Here is a 20150-nt window from a genome sequence, read left to right on the forward strand (position 1 = left end):
TCGCTGTGCCTGTCACTAAAATTAGTTGATTGCTTTCACATAAGAAGTGCCATTCGGCCCTCCGCTGATCCAACCCGTTCGACCGTTGTAGTACACCTGGTACCATTCTTTTTCGCGAATCATTGCCCCATCTTCCTTAAGAACAACCGCTACTCTGGTAGCTGGCGCCAACTTTCCTATTGACGCATCGGTTGTACTAGGTCCAGATCTGACATTCAGATTGGTTGTTGCAATGACCTCGAGCATATTTAGAATCTGTACATAGTCTTGGTGCATCCAACCCACTTGGCCCGCATAAGTCACCTTATACCAAGTTCCATTCTTACCATGGACAGTCACTCGGTCTCCTGTTTTAGAAGTCGCGAGTTTCGCACTTGTTGTCGTCGGTTCTTTCCGAAGGTTAACGGCATCCGTTGTTTTGCCTTCTACTTTTTCAGGAAACTCCATGTAAGTTGGAGAGGAAGGTTTAGGTTCCTCCGGGCGTTCCGATCCGCCTGGTTGGTTGACATAGTTAGGTATTTCAAACTCTAAGATGAAATTGCTCATTTCCTGATAGATCTGGGCAATCTTGTTTGCCTGGATTTCCGCCCACCTCACATGAGTTGCATATTGATGTGTGGCAGGTGCATCCGGATTCCATCGCATCTTGTAAAGGGTATCTTGTCCTACATTAATGTAGTTCACCCCAACCTCATGGGCACCGCCAATTATCGCATCTGCGGGTGTGAACCATTGCTTTTTAAATGCATATTCCGCACCGCAGTCAATCGGACAAGCGTCCTTGGCCCCGTAACCATACATGTTGTAGACTTTGCCGATCGTTTCTGCGGTTTCGGCAATTTTACCTGCACCATCACGGGTTACCTTTCCGTTACTATCAACAGGGATACCATTTGATAAGACAGATGTCCCGTTTCCGGTTTCATGCAACGTATGAGCGATCAGGTACGCTTCGTTTAGGCCAGCTGCGTAACTCGCATTCACAAAAGCCTGCCCCTGACCAGCCAGAATACCTTTACCCGCTAAAAGCCGCGTGTTGATTTCATTAGCGTCAAGCCCCGCCGGAGACTTGAGATTCAGGAACTGGTAATAGCCCGCAGTGCCCGCTGGGAAGTTGGATGGATTGGAGTAATGGGCAACTTGATCACGGGTTGCCAGAATCTTACCGGCTCCATCACTTTTTGGATCCACTTTCATCTGTTTGTCCACAAAGCTGCTGAAGGTGTAATTGTAAGATTTTGTTTTCACCACATCCTGAGTCGTCACCTGATCGGCACGAATGAAGCCGCTATACGTCTTGCCATTTAAGGTAACACTGGCCTGGTACCAGTTTTTTGTATAAGTTTTCAGACTGATCGGGAAGCCTTTTGGAACTGTTGTCACAGTACTGGAATGAGCAGAAGCGAGCTTATGGATGTTTGCCGCGACAATTGACCGGCCATCTGCATCTTGGGAATTGTCCAGAAGCTGTTCAGTCTGATCAGCTTTGATGTAGCCTGTCTTTTTTTGGCCTCCTACATAGACCGTCGCCTGATACCAACCGCTTGTAAACGTACGGTAGTACAGCCGGGTACCCGCCGGATAAGTTTTCAGCGGTTTAGCGGATGTTGTCGCCTTCGGATAAATCCCAGTCGGTTGAACGGTGCCTATACCGTATATGCCGACTTGGGGCGATACCGCTGTTTCTACATCACTTTTGCGGATATATCCTGACTGTGGAGAACCCTGGATATATACTTTCGCTTCATACCAGTTTTCCGAGAATGTCTTGTATGACAAAATTGTACCAGGCGAATACGTCTTCCAATATGCCGCTGTTGAGCCGTTTTTATAAACAGCCGTCGGACTCTTGAGCGCAACGCCTTTCAATGTTTCCTGTGAATCAAAGGCGGTCTCGACATCGCTCTTTCGAATGTACCCCGTACGCCATTCTCCCTTGTAAGAAATCGTTGCCTCATACCACTGAGATGAGAAAGTGCGATACTTCAAAATCGTTCCCTGACCGTAGTTTTTTAGAACGGCAGCTTTTGAAGAGGGTGCCGATAAGATCGGAGTAGGACTTTTCAGGGCGATTCCTTTTAATGTCGTCGGGTTTTCTGTAATCGGGTCCACATCAGACGAATGGATAAAACCAGTTGTCCACTTTCCGCTTACAGAGACAACTGCTTTGTGCCATTCTGAACCAGTAACTTCATACTTCAATATTCGTCCTTCAGAATATGACTTCAGTATATTCGAAGAGCGCGATTCACTCGCATAAACATGCGTCGGATTCTTAAGTGCTACCCCTTTGCCGCTAGTTGAAGCAGAAGCTTCATCGATAGGGTTTAGCATGGACAAGATTAATACAAAAGACATAAAAGCCAACAACAAACGACCGTACCTCTCAAAGTGCTCGCATTTTTCTTCTCGTTTATTCATCATTAGTTCCCTATTAAACCTCCCTTTAGAAACGCGACTTAAATTATTTTATATTCAGCCCAAAGTTATCAGCCATAGTGACATAAAAATCCAACTTTTTTTCTGCACTGTTAATAATCCTTCGTGCATTCATTCTTATAGTGGCTCTTTCAAATCCGTTATATTTTATATAAATAGAAAATAAACCGTTGTCTTTTTCCGCTAAATCTTTCAATGGGAGTGTCACTTCATAAGTATTAGAATCTACTTCTACCAGCGGATATTCAAACTCATTTAAATGGTTACTTCTGCTTCTTATAGTAAAGCAATTCAACGTATTAATTTGTTTGCCATATATATTCATCCTTATTAACAAATTGTCGTTATATACTTTGGTACTATTATGAATGGCGATTAACGAAATTTCTCTGTGCTCCATTGGAGTACTGATAGGCAGAATATAATACGCTCTATCGTTAATAATCTCATAATCTTTGATATTTTCGTTTCTGCTCCATTCAATTAGTTTAATTAACTCATCATATTTTTTCTCTTCAAAAAGTTTTACTATGGACTTATGCCATGAATGAAAGAACGAATCCGTAAAATCATATGGTAAATCACTTGTTGTTTCAATTAACTTTTGGAACTTTTCATAGTACTTTTCTTTCTCTTTTGATTTCAAGAAATGTCCTCTGTCAAATAAACGAGTAATCCCATCTATTTCATAAAATCTATTTAGTGCCATTTTCTCAATATTCACCGGGAGTTTTTTACTCTTAATATACTTGATGACTTTTAAGTTTGCATCAAATTTTTCTAATGGATTAGTTTTAGAGACTAAGCTTATATTTTCTTTGTATCGATTTATAAAATAGATAACTCTGTCACTTGTAGATATTGTTGAACACTTAGTCAAAACGTCTACAAAGAATTGTTTGTCTTCAGCGAAATTCATTTCCGGAAAAGCAATTTGGTTTTCTTTTATAAAATTAGTTCTCATCATTCTTCCCGTTGGCCCCAAATGATAGAACAGTCTAGGTATAGTAAATGGATCTATTGATTCTCTAGTTCTCCAACTAGCATATTCACCCGCAACAGAAGTAACATTATCTTCTAATTTAATGCTTTTCCCTACTGCATAAGGATCCTGTGTTTTCTCCAGCAAATCGTATAAACTCTTTATACCATCATCATGGAACCAATCGTCAGAATCCAGGAATGTCAGATACTTCCCTTCAGATAGTGAAATACCTATATTCCTGGGCTTAGCCGGAGATCCGCTATTTTTCTCTAAAAAAACCGGTGTTATGTTATCATATTTCCGAGCATATTCTAATATAATTTGGCGTGATTTATCTGTTGAATAGTCATCAACAATTATTAATTCAATATTTTCAAATCCGATCGTTTGTCTGATTAAAGAGGTAATGGCTTTTTCAATAGAATTTTCCGCATTATACACAGGAATTATTACTGAAACCTTATAACTTCTATTTTTCTTCCTTTTATGCACATAGTAACCATCAGCATTATATCTAATTCCTTTAAGGAATACTTCATCTTTATGAATAAATGATCGGACAGAATTTATAATGTCATTATTCATTTTTTCAACACCTCACATTCTATTCTATTAATCGTAATTCACATTGTAGCATGCACAACTAGAGATAGGTAACGTATAATATAAAGCGCTACCGCTATAATCTTGCTTTACTAAGTGTCAGATGGAGGATGCGTTTATGAAGTCTCAAATTGAACTCTACCAAGATAATAACAATATATTCATAAAAATAGAATTGGATATAGGATATGAGGTAACGGATATATTCCTTGAACACTCTGAAACAGGAAAACAGGTCCGTTATCCTGTCGAATTTGACAATGGTGTAGCCATCCTAAGACTACCGTTCGACTCTCTTCTTCGTGATCTCAAAAAACACCAAACAATTAATGTTGATGAAATCAGCTTAAGCGTACAGGCCCGCTGGCATTGGTATGCCTCCATACGCGTTGATGAAGAAGACGCCCCTGCAGAGTTGGTCGCTAAGCTAAATAAGCGAGTAGAGACTGATGCCACTATTCCGGGCAAAAAGAAGTACTGGACAAAAGAAAACCGATCCTTCCATTATGACCTTCGAATAGGGAAGTTTAAGAGAACATCCGTTAACGGACTACAGATAGTGGATATGCACGGTCATCAGCTCTTTACATACCTCAATAAGCATGGATACCTGAATACAGTATTGGACGATTCAATATCCGGCAAGAATAAGCTTCAGCTCGAAAGTGTGCGCTCAAAAGGCAGCACCCTCAAAATCGAAGGGCGTCTGAATACCGGATATTTTGACTTCAGAAATGCTAAAGCGATATTAAAATCAAGAACGACGACAACTGAAGTTTCACTTGATCTCATTCTGAAACGTGATGAGGAAAAGTTCAGAAACGGCTTTGGAAAAAATATCTATTCGTTCTTTTTATCCGCTGATTTTGACGGATTGTTGCCTGACAAAAACGATATCTATGACCTTTATCTGGAGGGCAAAAAACCATATCAGCCGGAGCCGGAACGAATCAGAGTAGGGCGGCCTACTTTCAGGGCACGATACTTCTTCCGTGAATTTTTAACGAACAAGACTAGTGGTGCACCTCTGCTGATCAACCCTTACTACACCATCTACAAGTCCAATATGTCCTTCGAAGTGTTTCAGATACCTGAAGAGAACTACCGATACCTGAAACGATTGCAACGGTATTCTGGTATTCTGCAAGTTCTGAACCGGCATAAAGACATTTGGCTTGTAGGTGAACGGCCATATAAAGCACAGGATACAGGATATGCATTTTTTAAATACATGCGCACACACCATCCAGAGAAAAATGTTTACTACGTCGTTTCCAAAGATTCACCCGAATATGAGAATGTCGCTCCTTTAGGAAATGTTGTCGAATTCGGCTCAAAAGAACATATTAAATTAACGTTAATCGCGACGAAGATATACTCTTCTCACCATCCGAACTATCTGTACCCGATCCGGACGAAATCCTTTGAGAAAGCAGTATCGGCTACAAAGATTTTTCTGCAGCATGGCGTACTCGGCGGAAAGAATATGGCCAACATTTATAGTGCGACATCCAAAACGTTCAATGTCGACCTTTTCGTTACCAGCTCTGACTATGAAAAAGAAAAGATAGTGGTCGGAGACATGGGCTATAATCCGAAGGATGTTATCGTAACCGGTCTTTCCCGCTTCGACACCCTGTTCAATAACGATACGGAAGTAAAGCGGCAAATCCTGATCATCCCAACATGGCGGGACTGGCTGCAAGATGTCGACTCCTTCCTTGACAGTGAATATTTCGAACGCTACCGGAACCTTGTTAACAACCCTGAGCTACACCGTCTTGCAGAGCAACATGACTTTGAAATACTGCTCTGCCTGCATCCGAATATGCAAATCTTCTCCGATTACTTCGAAGGAACCCCGGTACGGGTGATCCACCAAGGCGAGATTGATGTCCAGTCCCTCATTAAAGAAAGTGCTTTGATGATTACAGACTATTCCAGTGTGGCCTTCGACTTTAGTTTTCTTCACAAACCTGTCGTCTATTATCAGTTTGACAGGGAAAGGTTCCTTGGGAAGCGCGGCTCCCATCTGGATATGGATCAGGAATTGCCGGGTGATATCGTCAGAGAAGAAACAGAGGTCATTGGCAAAATCCGCGAATATGCCGGGCAGCAATTCAAGGCGAATCCTGAAACCGTACAAAAAGCCAATAAATTCATCAAATATCGGGACACCCGTTCTTCTGAAAGGATTTACCTGGAAACCAAGGATGTTTATAAGAAGCGGACCCTTTTGGCTGAAATGAAGAAGAACGACTTTCTCCGCGACCTGTTCACCAAGTTCAGAAAGTCGAACTACTACTTCCCAACTATGAAAGTGGCGTATAGCCTGATGCGGCGTGTGTTGCCCGTCAAGAAGAATAAAGTATTCCTGGAAAGCGGACTCGGAAAAAGTCTTGGAGACAGTCCGAAAGAGATCTATGACGTTCTCCAGAAAAGCGGCAAGGATTATGAATTTGTCTGGTCGTATAATCGAAGGTTCCCGAACAAACCTCAGAATACGAAAGTCGTGAAACGGCTCAGCCCGGGTTATTACTACCACTTGGCCACATCCGGATACTGGATCAACAATCAGAACTTCCCGACGTATATTAAAAAAAGAAAAGGAACCCGGTATCTTCAAACGTGGCATGGTACTCCCCTCAAACGGATGCTTCATGATATCGAACTGATTCATGGTAGAGATGAAACCTATTTGGAACGGGTCAGCTCGGCTATCCAAGAATGGGATGCCCTCATCTCCCCTTCCCGGTATGCGACGGAATGCTTCAGAAGCGCATTCCGCTATAAAGGGCCTGTGATTGAACAGGGTTATCCCAGAAACGATGTGTTTTACCAAGGAATGGACAATGATCAGTTGGAAGCCATCCGCAACAAACTGGGTATTGCGCCAGGTAAAAAAGTCATCCTTTACGCACCTACATTCCGGGACAACGAGAATATCGGTAATAAGTTTATCATGGATATCCCAATGGACTTTGAGCGCTTCAAGGAACGATTCGGCGAAGAATATGTGCTGCTGACGCGGTTGCATGTCGTGGTCAGCAATAAATTGAGGATCCCGAAGGAACTTTCTGACACAGTGATCAATGCCTCCAATTATCCCGACATTCAGGAGCTCATGTTGATTTCCGACATTTTAATAACTGACTACTCATCGGTTTGGTTTGACTTTTTAAACACGAATCAACCAATCCTCTTCTACACTTACGACTTCGAAGAGTACCGTGATTCAATTCGCGGCTTCTATTTGGACTTTGAGAATGAAGCCCCAGGTCCTTTATGTATGACAGAAGGACAGCTGATGGAATGCATTAGCGATATCGAAAAAATTACTCAGCAATATCGACAGGCCTATCAAGAAGCTCAAAACAAATTCTGTTATCTGGACGATGGCCATGCAGCAGAACGTACCGTAAAGGAATTCTTCTTGGAATAAGAAAATTAGCCTCCTAACATCCTCATATTGCTGAGGATATTGGGAGGCTTTTGTCTTCTGGCAGCAGATTGATAATTTTTACTGAGCTGGTTGTCGAAAACACGTTGCACCATTATACTAATACCTACCCAAGTGGAATCAATTTGAAATAAGCAGTACATTTTCCCTAATCAACTTATGGAGAAAGAGGAAAAGCAATGTCGACGATTAAGAAAACAGCATTGTTCGGATGTTATTTCCTATTATTTTTTATTGTCCTGAAAATCTAAAGGGCTCACCAATTATCTGCAAGGGCTACGGGCAACCGACGAGTCATTTGAGGATCTGATCGGCACACTTTTGGACTCCGATAAAGAAATCAATTTCGTCCTTTATGGAGACCATTTTCCAAGCCTTTTCAGAGGAAAAGAGCAACAATTCCCGGGGGCACTCCTTCATGAAATGCCATGATTGATTTATATGAACCACGGCCGCAGCGAAGGCGGCTTAAAACTGGATGGAATTTTCCCCATCTTCCTTACCACTGTATTGCTTAAGGAAGGGAATTATAAAGTGACACCGTTCCAGGCTTTGATGGATCAAATGCTAAGTAGCGGTATAAAGCGGATTGCCAGGGACTTCATTGTCACCGATAAAGGTGTCGTCTTGAATTCAGAAATAGATGAGGACCTCTTGGTGAGTGAATGATTATCGAACGGGCATGTATGATGCTTTATTCGGCTCTGACTGGTTGCCTGATTCATTTTACACGTTCTACGATTAACTCTTGGTCGTATGCTGCTCCGTATGGATAGCAGCTTTTTTATTCTCTCCCCGTTTTTCTCCGGATCCGACAGTACATAAGTTATCCGCAACTAGCGATTCGTTCCCATGGATCAAATCGTGCCCTTCGCTCCTCATCTGGCCAATTCTTCACCCTGAAGGATATGCTGTAGCCAGCCGTGCACATCCTCGTGATCGTAATCGACTGATCCCGGCTGTTGCGGATTTCTCGATGCTTCCCCATGGAAGTCGCTGCCGACGCTTTTCAGCAGGCCGAGCCGCTCCGATTCCGCCCACCACTGAACCGTCTCCAACTCGGAGTGGCAGGTGTAGTACACTTCAATGCCGTCAAGCCCTTCATCTGCGACGCGGTCAATACTGAAGCCGAATCGGTATGCGCCCGGATGTGCGAGGAAAGCGAGACCGCCGCACTCATGGATCAGGGCAATGGCTTCTTCTGATGAAAAGGCTTTTCGCTCGATGTAACCCGGGCTCCCTGAGGAAAGGAGACGGTCGAAGGCTTCTTCGATGTCATGAAAGTACCGGTGCTCTACAAGAACCTTGGCAATATGCGTCCGGACGATCACGCCGCCTTCCGCTTTTGAGCGGCAGTCTTCCCAGCAAATGTCATAGCCCATCCGATTCAGTCGGCGGACGATTTTGCGGCTCCACGACTCCCGCTCCTGCCGGCGCCACTTGCAGTATGCCTTCATCAGAGGATGGTCAGGGTCAAACCCATAACCGAGGATGTGCAATTCGCCGTTCGGGCCGTACGTGTTCAGCTCAATGCCCGGAATTACCCGGACGCCCGTGCGTTCTTCATGGGCCTTCGCTTCCGCAAATGCGCCCACCGAGTCATGGTCCGTGATGGCAATGCAGGACAACCCCCGGATCGCCGCCAAGTCCATCAGACCGCGCGGCGTCCGTTCTCCGTCCGAAAACACCGAGTGCATATGCAGGTCAACCTTCATCCGAAGCACCTCCTGTGATTCACTTCGTTTTCATCATAACGATGGAATGTTGCCGGGATGTTAAGCTGCTGTTGAAGTTCGTAAAGAAACGATTTATTCGATTGACTTGACACTCTTAGTTATCAATCATATGTTAGGAAACATTGGCATTAACATTCCCCACTAACAGAATGTACAAAAAAGTATAAATGAGTAAAATAATTTCAAGAATACAGTCTTAAAAGGGCTGGCTTTACACTGGCTATTGATATTGCCCATGCAGAGTAGGGGTAACAAGCGCCAGGGTTTTTTAATAAGCAACAAGTAAAAAAGTCCACTATTCAGGAAACCGCTTCTTCGCCAAACTATCAAAATGATATGCAACTACTGAATTGGGGAAAAGGACCTCTTGAAGTTTTACTGAGTAGTTGTCATCATGCACTGCGAAAGAAATTTACCAATTTGGTGAAATTCAGCAACAGCTGTGCCATCGAGTTGAAGGCAACGTGACTGGAAACTAATTGGGTGGAGTTGGTGGTTTCTCTCTTACTATATTGAAAAAAAAGGATAGGAGGAACCGTACTGTGAACAAACGATTTCTAATATTTACCATCGTTTTTCTTTTCGTAATTGCGGCGTGTTCTCCAAAACAGGAGCTGTCGCCTGCGTCAGGAAGTCTTGACAAGGCAGAGCCTGCGCTTCTTCCAGAAGACCGCTTTCTCACAATCGCCCACCGTGGCGCTTCAGCCTACCGTCCAGAGCATACCTTGCCGGCCTATATCCTGGCCGATGAAATGGGCGCCGACTACATTGAACTCGATTTGCGGATGACCAAAGACGGTCGCCTAGCTGTCATTCATGATAATGAGTTGCAACGCATCACAGGGACTACCGGAAAAGTGAGCGACATGTTGATGGATGAGTTGAAGACAGTTTCTGCCGGAACTGTCTTCAATGATAGAAACCCGGACCTTGCCAAGCTCTCCTACGAACAATTAACCATTCCCGAACTTCGTGATGTCCTTATGCAATTCGGAACTTCAGTCAATTATTATATTGAGCTAAAATCTTCTTTGAAAGACAGTGGGATAGAGGAATCTGTCATTGCAGAACTGGAGCGTTACGGCATAACAGAAAACCAGGGACAACATGATGTTCCACCGGTAATTTTGCAGTCCTTTAGCGAAGAATCCTTAATGCGAATTCACGAAATTCGTCCAGAAATCCCGTTGATTCAACTATATTCTTTCAAGGAGAATGCCGACCTTTCTCCTAGTGAACTGGAGCTACTGAGTAGCTATGCATCAGGAATCGGCATCCCAGCTGACTCTGCACATGCAGGTTTTATAGAAAAAATAAAAAGATGGGGACTCGATGTTCATGTTTTTACAGTGAATGAAGAAAAGAGCATCCGAAAGCTGATCGACATGGGTGTCGACGGCATTTTTACCGATCGGCCTGATGTTGTCCGCGAAATAATTGGAAGGGATGATTTTTAAACTTAAAATTCATTCTTTTTTCACTTACCGCTTAAATGCTTGTTTCTCCTGGTGCTCCTGGCCCCCCTGCCTCCGGGTAAAAAGTTTTAGTCGGGCTGATAATCCCTATGCCGGATGGGTTAATTTTCTGAAAGTCAATTGCAGCCCCCTCCTCCCTTTTCTATAGTGGAGGAGTACGACCAAGTTTAGGGGGAGGGGTTTGTTCGTGTTAAAAAAGAAATGGCCGGCGTTTGTGCTTGGGATGACGCTGATTGCCGGGAGTTTTCCGGTGACGGCAAGCGCAAAGCCGCAGGGGGAAATCGATTACGACAGCTTTCCGGAAGTCGCGGAAGCAAATGGCGGGATGGTGGCGACCGCCCACCCGCTGGCAACCGAAATCGGCCGGGACGTTCTGAAAAAGGGCGGTAATGCGATTGATGCGGCGGTCGCCATCCAGTTCGCATTGAACGTCACCGAGCCGATGATGTCCGGGATCGGGGGCGGCGGATTCATGATGGTCCATGACGGAGCGACGGACGACACAATCATCGTGAACAGCCGGGAACGGGCTCCCGGAGGCGCGACACCGGATATGTTCCTTAACGAGGACGGCAGCCCGGTCCCGTTTTCCGAGCGAGTGATGCACGGGACATCCGTCGGGGTGCCGGGGACACTGAAAGGCCTTGAGGAAGCGCTCGACCGATGGGGCTCCCGGCCACTCGAGTCACTGATCGGGCCGGCAATCAAACTCGCAGACCACGGCTTTGCGATAGACCCGGTCCTTGCTGAGGCAATTGGGGACAATGAAGAAAAGTTAAAGCGCTCGGCAGCACGGGATGTGTTCTTTGATGAAAGCGGAGAACCACTAGGTGAAGGCGATCTGCTCGTGCAGGATGGCCTCGCCAACACCCTGAAACTCATCCGCGCCAAAGGGACCAAGGCTTTTTATGAAGGACCGGTTGCCGATGCCATCGCCGAAACTGTGCAAGAATTCGGAGGCTCCATGACACCTGAGGATCTCGCCGACTATGACGTGACCATCGATGAGCCGATCTGGGGCAAGTATAAAGGTTATGACATCGCCAGTATGCCGCCGCCAAGTTCCGGAGGGGTGTTCCTGCTCCAGATGCTCGGCATCCTGGACGGCTTTGATCTCTCTCAATACGATGTTAAGGCCTGGGAAAAGTATCATCTCCTTGCTGAAACGATGCACCTGGCCTACGCCGACCGGGCCGCTTATGCAGGTGATCCGGAGTTTGTCGATGTGCCGGTGAACGGCCTGCTGGATCCTCGCTATATCGAGGATCGCCGTGAGCTGATTTCATTGGACCGAGTCAATCCTGCACCTGCAGCGGGTGATCCTTGGAAGTATGAGAATGCTGGCACGCCGACCGCAACAGTCGCCCAGCCTGAAAATACACAGTACGGTGAAACAACCCACTTTACCGTCGCAGACAAATACGGCAATGTCGTTTCCTATACAACGACGATTGAGCAGCTTTTCGGCTCGGGCATCATGGTGCCGGGCTACGGCATCGTCCTGAATAACGAACTCACCGACTTTGACGCCATCCCTGGCGGCGCAAACGAAGTCCAGCCTTACAAGCGCCCGCTCAGCTCAATGACACCGACCATCGTCTATGAGGATGGCAAGCCGGTCCTTACTGTCGGCTCACCGGGCGGACCGACCATCATTACGTCGGTCCTCCAGACCATTCTTTATGCGATCGAGTATGACATGGACCTGAAGTCTGCCGTCGAGGAACCGCGTATCTATACGAACAGCCTGACTTCATACCGCTTTGAAGACGGCGTTCCCGCGGGTGTACGGGCCAACCTGAACGGTATGGGCCACCGCTTCGGACAGGCACCGGTCACGATCGGCAATGTCCAGAGCATCCAGATCGACCATGAGAATGGCTCTTTCCTCGGCGTCGCTGACTCCAGCCGGAGCGGATCGGCCGCAGGGATCGAGCTGAAAGGGAAACGGAAAGACAAGCACTGACAAATGAGCCGGACCGCCTGATCAGGCGGCCCGGCTTGTTTTTTTACACCACCCTCACATACGCCCGGCCCGGCACGGACGTATGCCGCCATGTCTTCAGGAACAGCCGTGTCCTTTCCCGTCCCCTCTCCATGAGTACTTCCATCTGCTCCCGGTCCATGTCAAAGTCGGTCGCCTTCACGTCATCCATCGGAATAAAAACAACATCCCGGGCGTGCTCCATCGAGATGTACCGCTCATCGTGAGCGTTCTTCATCGTCGAAAACAGCGCTTCAAACAAGTCGAGCGCATTATGGATCTGATGCGGCTGCCGATCCTCCTGGCTTCGGCTCAGCTTCAGACCGATCACCGGTCGTTCACGTTTTCCTTTTTCATCGTCGAAAATCCACATCGGGAAATTGCTCAGGACCCCTCCATCCACAACGATCGCTTCCCCGCCTGATGTGAACAGGCGGACCGGTTCGAAAAAGTAAGGAATCCCGCAGCTCATCCGGAGCGCCCGGGCCACCGGGAATGTCTCCGCCGGGATGCCGTACTTTTCCAGGTCGTCCGGAAGCACGAGCATCTTGCCGTTCGTCAGGTCCGAGGCGACCAGCTTCAGCCTCCCCGGCTCGAGGTCGCCGAATGTATACACCTGTTTCTCAAGAAGCCGCTCCGTAAACCAATCCTCGAGTGCCCTTCCCTGATACAAACCCATCCTCCAATAAAGATTCAGCCATTTCATAAAGCGCATCGGCATCAGTGAGGTCCGTTTGTCGAGCAGCTCACTGAAATCCTGTTCGGCGAGCAGTTCCGCAATTTCCCTTGAGGTGAACCCCGCCGCGATGAATGCCGCAAGGATCGATCCTGCGCTTGTTCCGGCAATTCTCCGGAACGTCAACCCTTGCTTCTCCAGTTCCTCATACGCCCCGATGAGCGCGAGCCCCTTGAGCCCGCCTCCCGAGAACACGCCGTCCACCCTCATTTCTCCCGCCCCTTTCCCGGAAGCCTTTCTTATAAGGTAAGTTTGGCAGGGAGCAATTAGAACCGAAGGAAAGCGCCTTGCATGTTCACGGAGAAGAAGATAAATTGGATTCAAGACAAAAAACGAGGGATGAGCCTATGGAAATCAGGGAAATCGAGGAAAAAGACAATCCGGCCATCGAGAGCATCATCAAACGCTCGCTGGAGTCATTCGGGCTGGACATCCCGGGCACCGCCTACTTCGATCCGCAACTGAGCAATCTGGCGGGTTACTATAAGGGGCTGGCGGATTCAAAATACTGGGTGGTGACAAGTAAACATGGAGAAGTCATGGGCGGTGTCGGAATTGCGCCATTCGGGAATCACGCAGGCGTCTGCGAGCTGCAGAAATTGTATGTTAAACCGGAAGCACAGGGCCAAGGCCTGTCAAAGCAACTGATAAATACCGCACTCGGCTTTGCCAAGGAACACTATACGCATTGCTACCTGGAAACCATGGAAAAACTCCGTGTGGCCAATCGGCTCTATGAACGGCTCGGTTTCCGCAAGCTGGATCGGCCGCTGGACGGATCTGAGCACGGGACGATGGATACGTGGTACATGAAAGAACTATAAAGAGAGACTGGACAGGAAATTTCCTGTCCAGCCTCTTTTTATTATCGCTAACTTTATTGACATACATATTAACTAGCCTTTATGCGCACCTGGTTCGGACACCATTGCCCTTTAAACATGAACACACTTAGACCTTCGAAAGCCACGCTGCAACCCGGTCACCCCTTGCCATTTTGTTGGTTAAATCATTCTAAGTTGCGGAACAATAAGCACGGGTGAATGGATATCTTGCCGAAAGTCGTCTCAGCCGATTGCCATCCCGCCCTTTTTCCACCCAATTACGCATGGATCACGCTACTTAGGAGAGTTGATCATGTCATCCACCCGATCACAAATTTGGAAGCAGATCAGAAACCTTAAAAGTTATTTCGTCAAGAAAGTGACTGTGTCAGACGTTAACCAACAAGAAAATGGCCTAGTCTTTCATCTCACTCTGAAAAACTTCTGGACACCGATTAAAAACATCTCTGTCACCGTGTCAGAAGGCGAAATGAAGAAGCCGATTCCTTATCAAATTCTCAACAAACAGCACCTCACGATCCATCTCCCTGAAGCTTCTCTTAACGAAATTGAAAACAGGTTAAAGATCCAGTTGTTCATTAATGGACAGCCTATGTGGATCACCGTCTCGGATGATTTTTCCATGAATGCCGCCTCCGGTATTCTGCTGGGCGGAAAATACATGATGACCCGTGTAGACCGTTCAATTCTGCTTTACCGGAAATTCGGAGAACTTAAATTCCATGCCGATTCTCTTCCCGTGACAGGACACGCTTCCGGTTACAGCAGACTTGTCTTAAAAATCGGCAAGCCTCTTTTTTCGGACTCTCCGGATCAGTCCGTTCAAGTGTATGCATTTCAGAATCACAAGCTCAGAATCCTTGACTGTCTTCTTGTTAGTGATGATTGCATTGAAATCACTGATTTTACGGCTCTGTCTCTTGGAACGTGGAGGCTGTTCCTCCAATGCCGGGGGATGCTCCATCCACTCGAAACAGATGGGATCAGGAAGACAGAATTTAATTCGTTCAACCATGCGGTCGCTCTCATGAATCAGTACGGCTATGCCTGTTTGTCCATGTCTGCCCATCTGTTCAAAACAGATTCACTTTTGTTTAAGCTGAGCAACGATTCCATTCAAGTTAAAGTTTCCTCTGATCCAAAGAAGGTTCACCCGTTATTGCAAGTGGAAGATACAATGACGCAGCAAACTTCAGATTATCCCACGCACCAATGGAACAATGGGTTTGCGGCAAACATTCCCATTAAAGATCTTGCTGCTAACTTCTCCATTAAGCGCTTTTTCATCGTCTCCGGCGGAAAGACGCCCATCAAACAGCAGTTCAGTTTGGAGCGCAAAGCACTTTCTGGAGACTTCGCTTTTGAGTACGTCATCGACTGTCAACAGACCCGTTTTCACTTCTACGTCCGGAAAGATGGGTCATTGGGATTGACAGCCAAGCGTCCCGACATCCGAAAGCGGATTACGGCAATATCGGATTTCAAGTTGTCCGGTTATGTCGGCAACTTTTTAGGATTCACTAACTGCAAGGCCTATCTGTTATTCCAAGAACGCGAGTCGCTTCAGTGGATCAGAGTCCCGGTCGACGGGAATTTCGAAGTTGACCTTAAACAATTGGACCTCACCTCCCTGAAGAGTAGAGACAAAACCATCATTGATCTGTTTGTTGAAATCATCAATAGTGATGGACAGACGGTACGCAAAGAAAAAATCCGCTATAGTAAATCTGACTATCATAAAGATAATTACTACGACTCGCACTTCCTCCATGATTCGGAAGGGAACCTTCACTACTACCTGGTTACGACGACACCGTTCAATAACACAAAAATCGAGACATTTGCCGTCCCTGCCAACATTGAGTTAAACGATGAAGGCGCGATAAAGGACCGGAACATCTGGCTGATTGGTGAACGTACTGACACTGCACAAGATAACGGCATCGTTCTATATCATTGGCTAAGGGAAAACACGGACATTGAGGCGTACTATGTCATTGAAAAGGATTCAAAGGATTACAAGAACATCTCCGATGATCCGAATGTGCTCGAGTTCGGTTCTCAGGAACATTACGATATTTCATTAAAGGCAGGCGTTCTACTCGGCACGCATGACCTGGAAAATATTCTGCCTTTTAAAACTGCCCGGGGATTCTTCCACTATGAGGATACGTACAAAGTTTTTCTGCAACATGGTGTCCTGGGTCGCAAGAATGTCGAATATCACAAGAAGTTTTATGATGTGCCCTTTGATTTGTTTATCGTGAGCAGTGACGAGGAGAAGGAAGAAATCGTCATGGAGGAAATGGGCTATGCATCAGGAGAGATTGCGGTCACCGGTCTGGCCCGGTTTGATCGCCTTGTACAAAACGAGCCGCCAAAGGATATTCTGCTCATGCCGACATGGCGTGATTGGATCAATACCGACCAGCAATTCCTCGAGAGCGAATACTTCAGCCGGTACGTGAATTTCATCAACAACCCCGATTTGAACAATCTGCTCCGTGAACACAACATCCGGCTCAACTTCTATCCTCACTACCGGGCACAAGATTTCTTTGAGAGGAATATCAACCTGGAACACAGCCAGGTGAATTTCATTCCCTTCGGCTCCCGGAAAGTGCAGGACCTGCTTATCGAACATGCTTTGCTCATCACGGATTACAGTACAGTCAGCTTTGATTTCATCAAGATGAAAAAGCCGGTGATCTACTATCATTTCGATGATGAACGCTTTTTCCGAAAAGGCATTTTGCGTCCGATTGAGGATACATTCATTGGCCGGATCGCGCAGTCTGAACAAGAAATGGTGGATCTGATCAAGGACAGGATCGACCATCATTTCGAGAACTATGATGTGGATATTTCCGGTGTCATCAAGTATCACAACCAGCGGAACTGCGAGCGGATTTATCATGCTGTGCTTAAAGGGCTCGAACAAAAGCCGGCCGCTGCCATTCAACATTATTAATAAACTAAGAACCGAACCGTGGACTTTAAAAAGCCTCGGTTCGGTTCTTAGAATGGTAAAGACAGGATTTTCGATGTGGTTAAAGTATAATTATTTTACCTTTTTCGTGACCGTTTTTGTATTTTTCGCTTTATCTGATGCCGAAATGGTTATGGTCGTCTTTTTCTTTTGAGCTTTAATTTTGATTTTAAATTCACCTTTGGAATTGGAAGTGGCTGAGCCCAATGCCTTTTTACCGACCTTCACCGATACCTTTGCCCCTGCTTCCGTTTTACCGGAAACCGTTTTGCTGTTGGAGTAGATGTCTTTGACCGTCAGGGATGGGGCCGTTTTATCCGCTACCGTCTTCGTAGTGGCTTTGCTGACATTGCCGGCCTCATCGGTCGCCGTCGCCGTTATTTTCGAACCGGCTTTGATGGGTTTGGTCGTGAGTTTGAAGTTCCCTTTGCTATCCGCCTTAGGGGATCCCAGTTTGGTCTTTCCGTTTTTAAGGGTGACGGTGGAGCCCTTTTCCGCTTTCCCCGTAATCACTTTGTCATTGTCATCAATGGCATTTACGGTTGGGGCTGCAGGAGGAGTGGTGTCCACCATTCCGGCGATCATCGCATAGCTTTCTCCGTATCTCCAATAATCACTTAATACGGCAATATAATACTCACCTTTTTTCACAGGGACGACTTGATAGGAAGTTTCGTGATCGTACAATTCGTACACTTCCGGTTCGATGTAGTTCAGTTTGCTGTCAAACACCCCGTAAAGTAATTCATCAATCGGAAACTCATAGGTCGAACCCATCATGAGCATGTACTGATCATTACTGGTCACTTTCACCTTGTAAATATCAATGTCCTCACCGTATAAGTTTGCGACCATAACCGACATGAACGGAAGATTATCGGCCAGGTCAAAGTAATCATTGGGTTCAAGTTCATAGAGGACGTCGCCTTCTGCTTTCTTTTCGATCATGGAGCGGAATGATTTTTGATCGGATGGATTCAGGTTGAATCGGTCCAGATCAACCTTTTCCAGTACTTCCTGGTTGGCCTCCACTTCTCCCGGCAACTGCATTTTTTCTTTCAGGTCTTCCGGCGACTCTGCAAACACAGTCCCCCCAAACATACTGGCCATTAGTAATGTCGCTGCCATGATGCCGATCCTCTTCCCCACCACATCAACTCCCGCTCCATTTAGGATACTTGCCATGTAAATAATTACATGTTCAGACGAGGAATCCTCCCCAGAATCCAACTATATTTCCAGATGCCCGCCGGCAGACCATCGTCGTGGCCAATCCATTAAAAAAACCTGCAGAGAGGCGAATCTCTGCAGGGAGCAAAGCACCAGCTGCTGAACTCTGATATAAAATCAAAAAGCTGCCTTCGATAAGCATCCAATGGTTGCTTTTTAATTCAATTGTCGCAATCTCTCCATCGTCTCCCCTCGCGCCGGCATGCCTCCCTGGGCGCCGAACTTTTCCACGGACAGTGACGCCGCTGCATTTGCAAAGCGAATGGCGTCCTTCATCGGCATGTTTTCCGCCAGGGCAACTGCAAGCGCTCCGTTGAACGTGTCGCCGGCTCCGGTCGTGTCCACCGCGTTCACTTGGATGCCGGGCACCCGGACATGCCGCTCCCCGTCGTGATACCGCGCCCCTTCCTTGCCGAGCGTCACGATCAGCCGGTTCGGATGGGCTTCGAGCGCCTGTTCCCAGTTCTCTCCGAACATCATTGCCGCTTCGCTCTCATTCGGCGTGAGAATCGGTTCGCAGTCGAGAAATTCATCGGTGAAGCCGTCTGCCGGAGCGGGATTCAGGATGACCGGGACCCGGTTTGTGCGGGCGATTTCCAGAGTGCGGAGTACGGTCGGAACCGGAATCTCCAACTGCAGGACGACCAGGTCGCTTGAGGCAATGGCCCTTTTGCATGTGTCGATATCCTGAGGCTTCAGTTCATGATTGGCGCCCGGAACGACGATGATCCGGTTGTCGCCTTCCGAAAGCAGGATATTCGCAATGCCGCTCGGGCCTTCCACCCGCTTGATGCCGCCGGTGTTGATGCCTTCGTTCTTCAGGTTAGAGGCGAGATCATCTCCGAACGGATCGGTGCCGACCGCACCGATCATTCCGACCTTCCCGCCAAGGCGCGCTGCCGCCACCGCCTGGTTCGCCCCCTTGCCGCCGGGCACTGTCGTATAGAGATTGCCCAAGACCGTCTCCCCCTGCTTTGGAAACCGCTCCGTCCCCACCACGAGATCCATATTGATGCTGCCGACTACTGTGATCATGCTGACACCTTCTCTTTTAGCTTTTCATTTAGCGTAACAGAACCGGTAACCAGGTTGAAACAGTGAATGCGCGGCGCGAAATCGGCAGGTGGGGTCGAGAACTGTGCTGCTGCGGCAGCAAAATCTGCACGTGCCGGTACGAACGTTGCCGAGACGAATATGGCCAAACAGTGAAACGGCTGCTAATAGATTACAGCCGCTCCAACACCTATTGCTCCTCTGCCAGCCATTCCCACACCTCGTCGTACTCGCCGGGTTTGAAATGTCGCGTCTTCAGCTTGGCAATCTCCCCCATCCCCAGTCCTTCGGCAAACTGGAGCCAGTTCTGCTCGCTCATGAGGGCAACCTTGTTGAAAGACATCCAGCGGCCCATGTCGAATTGCACACTCCTAAGGGCATCAGGGATCGAAGGGATATCGACCGCACCAACTTCAGCGAAAATATTAAAGGTGCCATCCTCTTCAAATTTTCTTGATATGACTTCGTCGAGTTTCATTGCATCTTCTTTTGTCAGTCTCCCGTCGAACTTAAACGCGACAGTCCTCTCGTCCATGCTCGTGGTGAATGTCAGCACTTGATCGCCTCCCGATTCGTTCGTTATTCCACTTCTTCCCTTCTGGTCTTTTCCTTAAT

The 20150-nt window shown here is 47.0% G+C and carries 14 protein-coding genes; 7 read left to right on the forward strand and 7 right to left on the reverse strand.

All coding sequences use genetic code 11. From position 1 onward, the window contains the following. Positions 1–21 precede the first annotated feature (21 nt). Together BLT01_RS03640 and BLT01_RS03645 are read right to left on the reverse strand one after the other, a co-directional pair. The gene (locus BLT01_RS03640) at positions 22–2421 is read right to left on the reverse strand and encodes an SH3 domain-containing protein (RefSeq protein ID WP_176765024.1); all 2400 of its coding nucleotides are present in this window, start codon (positions 2419–2421) and stop codon (positions 22–24) included. Positions 2422–2464: 43 nt separating this feature from the next. Continuing rightward, entirely contained in the window at positions 2465–4009 is a 1545-nt protein-coding gene (locus BLT01_RS03645; RefSeq protein ID WP_092094705.1) for a glycosyltransferase family 2 protein, read from the reverse strand. A 136-nt stretch (positions 4010–4145) separates the two neighbouring features. Between BLT01_RS03645 and BLT01_RS03650 the strand changes: the two genes are divergently transcribed. The 3 genes from BLT01_RS03650 (at position 4146) to BLT01_RS03655 (ending at position 8156) form a co-directional block, all read left to right on the forward strand. Beyond that, a complete protein-coding gene (locus BLT01_RS03650; protein ID WP_176765025.1) occupies positions 4146–7469 on the forward strand; it encodes a CDP-glycerol glycerophosphotransferase family protein in 3324 nt (1107 codons plus the stop codon). Between the two features lie 327 nt (positions 7470–7796). Next, the gene (locus tag BLT01_RS15555) at positions 7797–7919 is read left to right on the forward strand and encodes a hypothetical protein (protein WP_407639304.1); all 123 of its coding nucleotides are present in this window, start codon (positions 7797–7799) and stop codon (positions 7917–7919) included. A gap of 9 nt (positions 7920–7928) precedes the next feature. Beyond that, positions 7929–8156: a hypothetical protein gene (locus tag BLT01_RS03655; RefSeq protein ID WP_092094709.1), complete on the forward strand. Its 228-nt coding sequence runs from the start codon at positions 7929–7931 to the stop codon at positions 8154–8156. A gap of 209 nt (positions 8157–8365) precedes the next feature. Here BLT01_RS03655 and BLT01_RS03660 read toward each other — a convergent pair whose 3' ends face one another. Then, entirely contained in the window at positions 8366–9202 is an 837-nt protein-coding gene (locus tag BLT01_RS03660; protein WP_092094710.1) for a PHP domain-containing protein, read from the reverse strand. Positions 9203–9765: 563 nt separating this feature from the next. On the opposite strand from BLT01_RS03660, the gene BLT01_RS03665 reads away from it, so the two are divergent. Further along, the gene (locus BLT01_RS03665; RefSeq protein WP_176765026.1) at positions 9766–10680 is read left to right on the forward strand and encodes a glycerophosphodiester phosphodiesterase family protein; all 915 of its coding nucleotides are present in this window, start codon (positions 9766–9768) and stop codon (positions 10678–10680) included. A gap of 241 nt (positions 10681–10921) precedes the next feature. Continuing rightward, the gene (ggt, locus tag BLT01_RS03670) at positions 10922–12664 is read left to right on the forward strand and encodes a gamma-glutamyltransferase (protein ID WP_092094995.1); all 1743 of its coding nucleotides are present in this window, start codon (positions 10922–10924) and stop codon (positions 12662–12664) included. A 43-nt stretch (positions 12665–12707) separates the two neighbouring features. Here ggt and BLT01_RS03675 read toward each other — a convergent pair whose 3' ends face one another. Continuing rightward, positions 12708–13628, reverse strand: a complete 921-nt coding sequence (locus BLT01_RS03675) for a patatin-like phospholipase family protein (RefSeq protein ID WP_092094714.1) — start codon at positions 13626–13628, stop codon at positions 12708–12710. 137 nt (positions 13629–13765) lie between these two features. Between BLT01_RS03675 and BLT01_RS03680 the strand changes: the two genes are divergently transcribed. Next, entirely contained in the window at positions 13766–14242 is a 477-nt protein-coding gene (locus tag BLT01_RS03680) for a GNAT family N-acetyltransferase (protein ID WP_092094716.1), read from the forward strand. A gap of 490 nt (positions 14243–14732) precedes the next feature. Beyond that, complete coding sequence (locus BLT01_RS03685) at positions 14733–17234, forward strand: CDP-glycerol glycerophosphotransferase family protein (RefSeq protein WP_176765027.1); 2502 nt, start codon at positions 14733–14735, stop codon at positions 17232–17234. Positions 17235–17324: 90 nt separating this feature from the next. On the opposite strand, the gene BLT01_RS03690 is transcribed toward BLT01_RS03685, so the two are convergent. The 3 genes from BLT01_RS03690 to BLT01_RS03700 all read right to left on the reverse strand — a co-directional run bounded on the left by BLT01_RS03690 (position 17325) and on the right by BLT01_RS03700 (position 20091). Continuing rightward, positions 17325–18401 carry an Ig-like domain-containing protein gene (locus tag BLT01_RS03690; protein WP_176765028.1) on the reverse strand — a complete coding sequence of 359 codons (1077 nt, stop codon included), beginning with the start codon at positions 18399–18401 and terminating at the stop codon, positions 17325–17327. 237 nt (positions 18402–18638) lie between these two features. Beyond that, positions 18639–19517, reverse strand: coding sequence for a ribokinase (rbsK, locus tag BLT01_RS03695; RefSeq protein WP_092094722.1), 879 nt, complete (start codon positions 19515–19517; stop codon positions 18639–18641). A gap of 208 nt (positions 19518–19725) precedes the next feature. Then, positions 19726–20091 (reverse strand): SpoIIAA family protein, encoded by a 366-nt coding sequence (locus BLT01_RS03700; RefSeq protein ID WP_092094724.1) that lies wholly within the window; start codon positions 20089–20091, stop codon positions 19726–19728. Between the last annotated feature and the right edge of the window lie 59 nt (positions 20092–20150).

The organism is Bhargavaea beijingensis (assembly GCF_900101985.1).
Taxonomy (GTDB): domain Bacteria; phylum Bacillota; class Bacilli; order Bacillales_A; family Planococcaceae; genus Bhargavaea; species Bhargavaea beijingensis.

Excerpts from the sequence above, each read along its gene's own strand:
- BLT01_RS03680 (WP_092094716.1), top strand. The coding sequence starts at position 13,766 with ATGGAAATCAGGGAAATCGAGGAAAAAGACAATCCGGCCATCGAGAGC.
- BLT01_RS03660 (WP_092094710.1), bottom strand. The coding sequence starts at position 9,202 with ATGAAGGTTGACCTGCATATGCACTCGGTGTTTTCGGACGGAGAACGG.
- BLT01_RS03645 (WP_092094705.1), bottom strand. The coding sequence starts at position 4,009 with ATGAATAATGACATTATAAATTCTGTCCGATCATTTATTCATAAAGAT.
- BLT01_RS03650 (WP_176765025.1), top strand. The coding sequence starts at position 4,146 with ATGAAGTCTCAAATTGAACTCTACCAAGATAATAACAATATATTCATA.
- BLT01_RS03655 (WP_092094709.1), top strand. The coding sequence starts at position 7,929 with ATGAACCACGGCCGCAGCGAAGGCGGCTTAAAACTGGATGGAATTTTC.
- rbsK (WP_092094722.1), bottom strand. The coding sequence starts at position 19,517 with ATGATCACAGTAGTCGGCAGCATCAATATGGATCTCGTGGTGGGGACG.
- ggt (WP_092094995.1), top strand. The coding sequence starts at position 10,922 with ATGACGCTGATTGCCGGGAGTTTTCCGGTGACGGCAAGCGCAAAGCCG.
- BLT01_RS03640 (WP_176765024.1), bottom strand. The coding sequence starts at position 2,421 with ATGAATAAACGAGAAGAAAAATGCGAGCACTTTGAGAGGTACGGTCGT.
- BLT01_RS03685 (WP_176765027.1), top strand. The coding sequence starts at position 14,733 with ATGAAGAAGCCGATTCCTTATCAAATTCTCAACAAACAGCACCTCACG.
- BLT01_RS03675 (WP_092094714.1), bottom strand. The coding sequence starts at position 13,628 with ATGAGGGTGGACGGCGTGTTCTCGGGAGGCGGGCTCAAGGGGCTCGCG.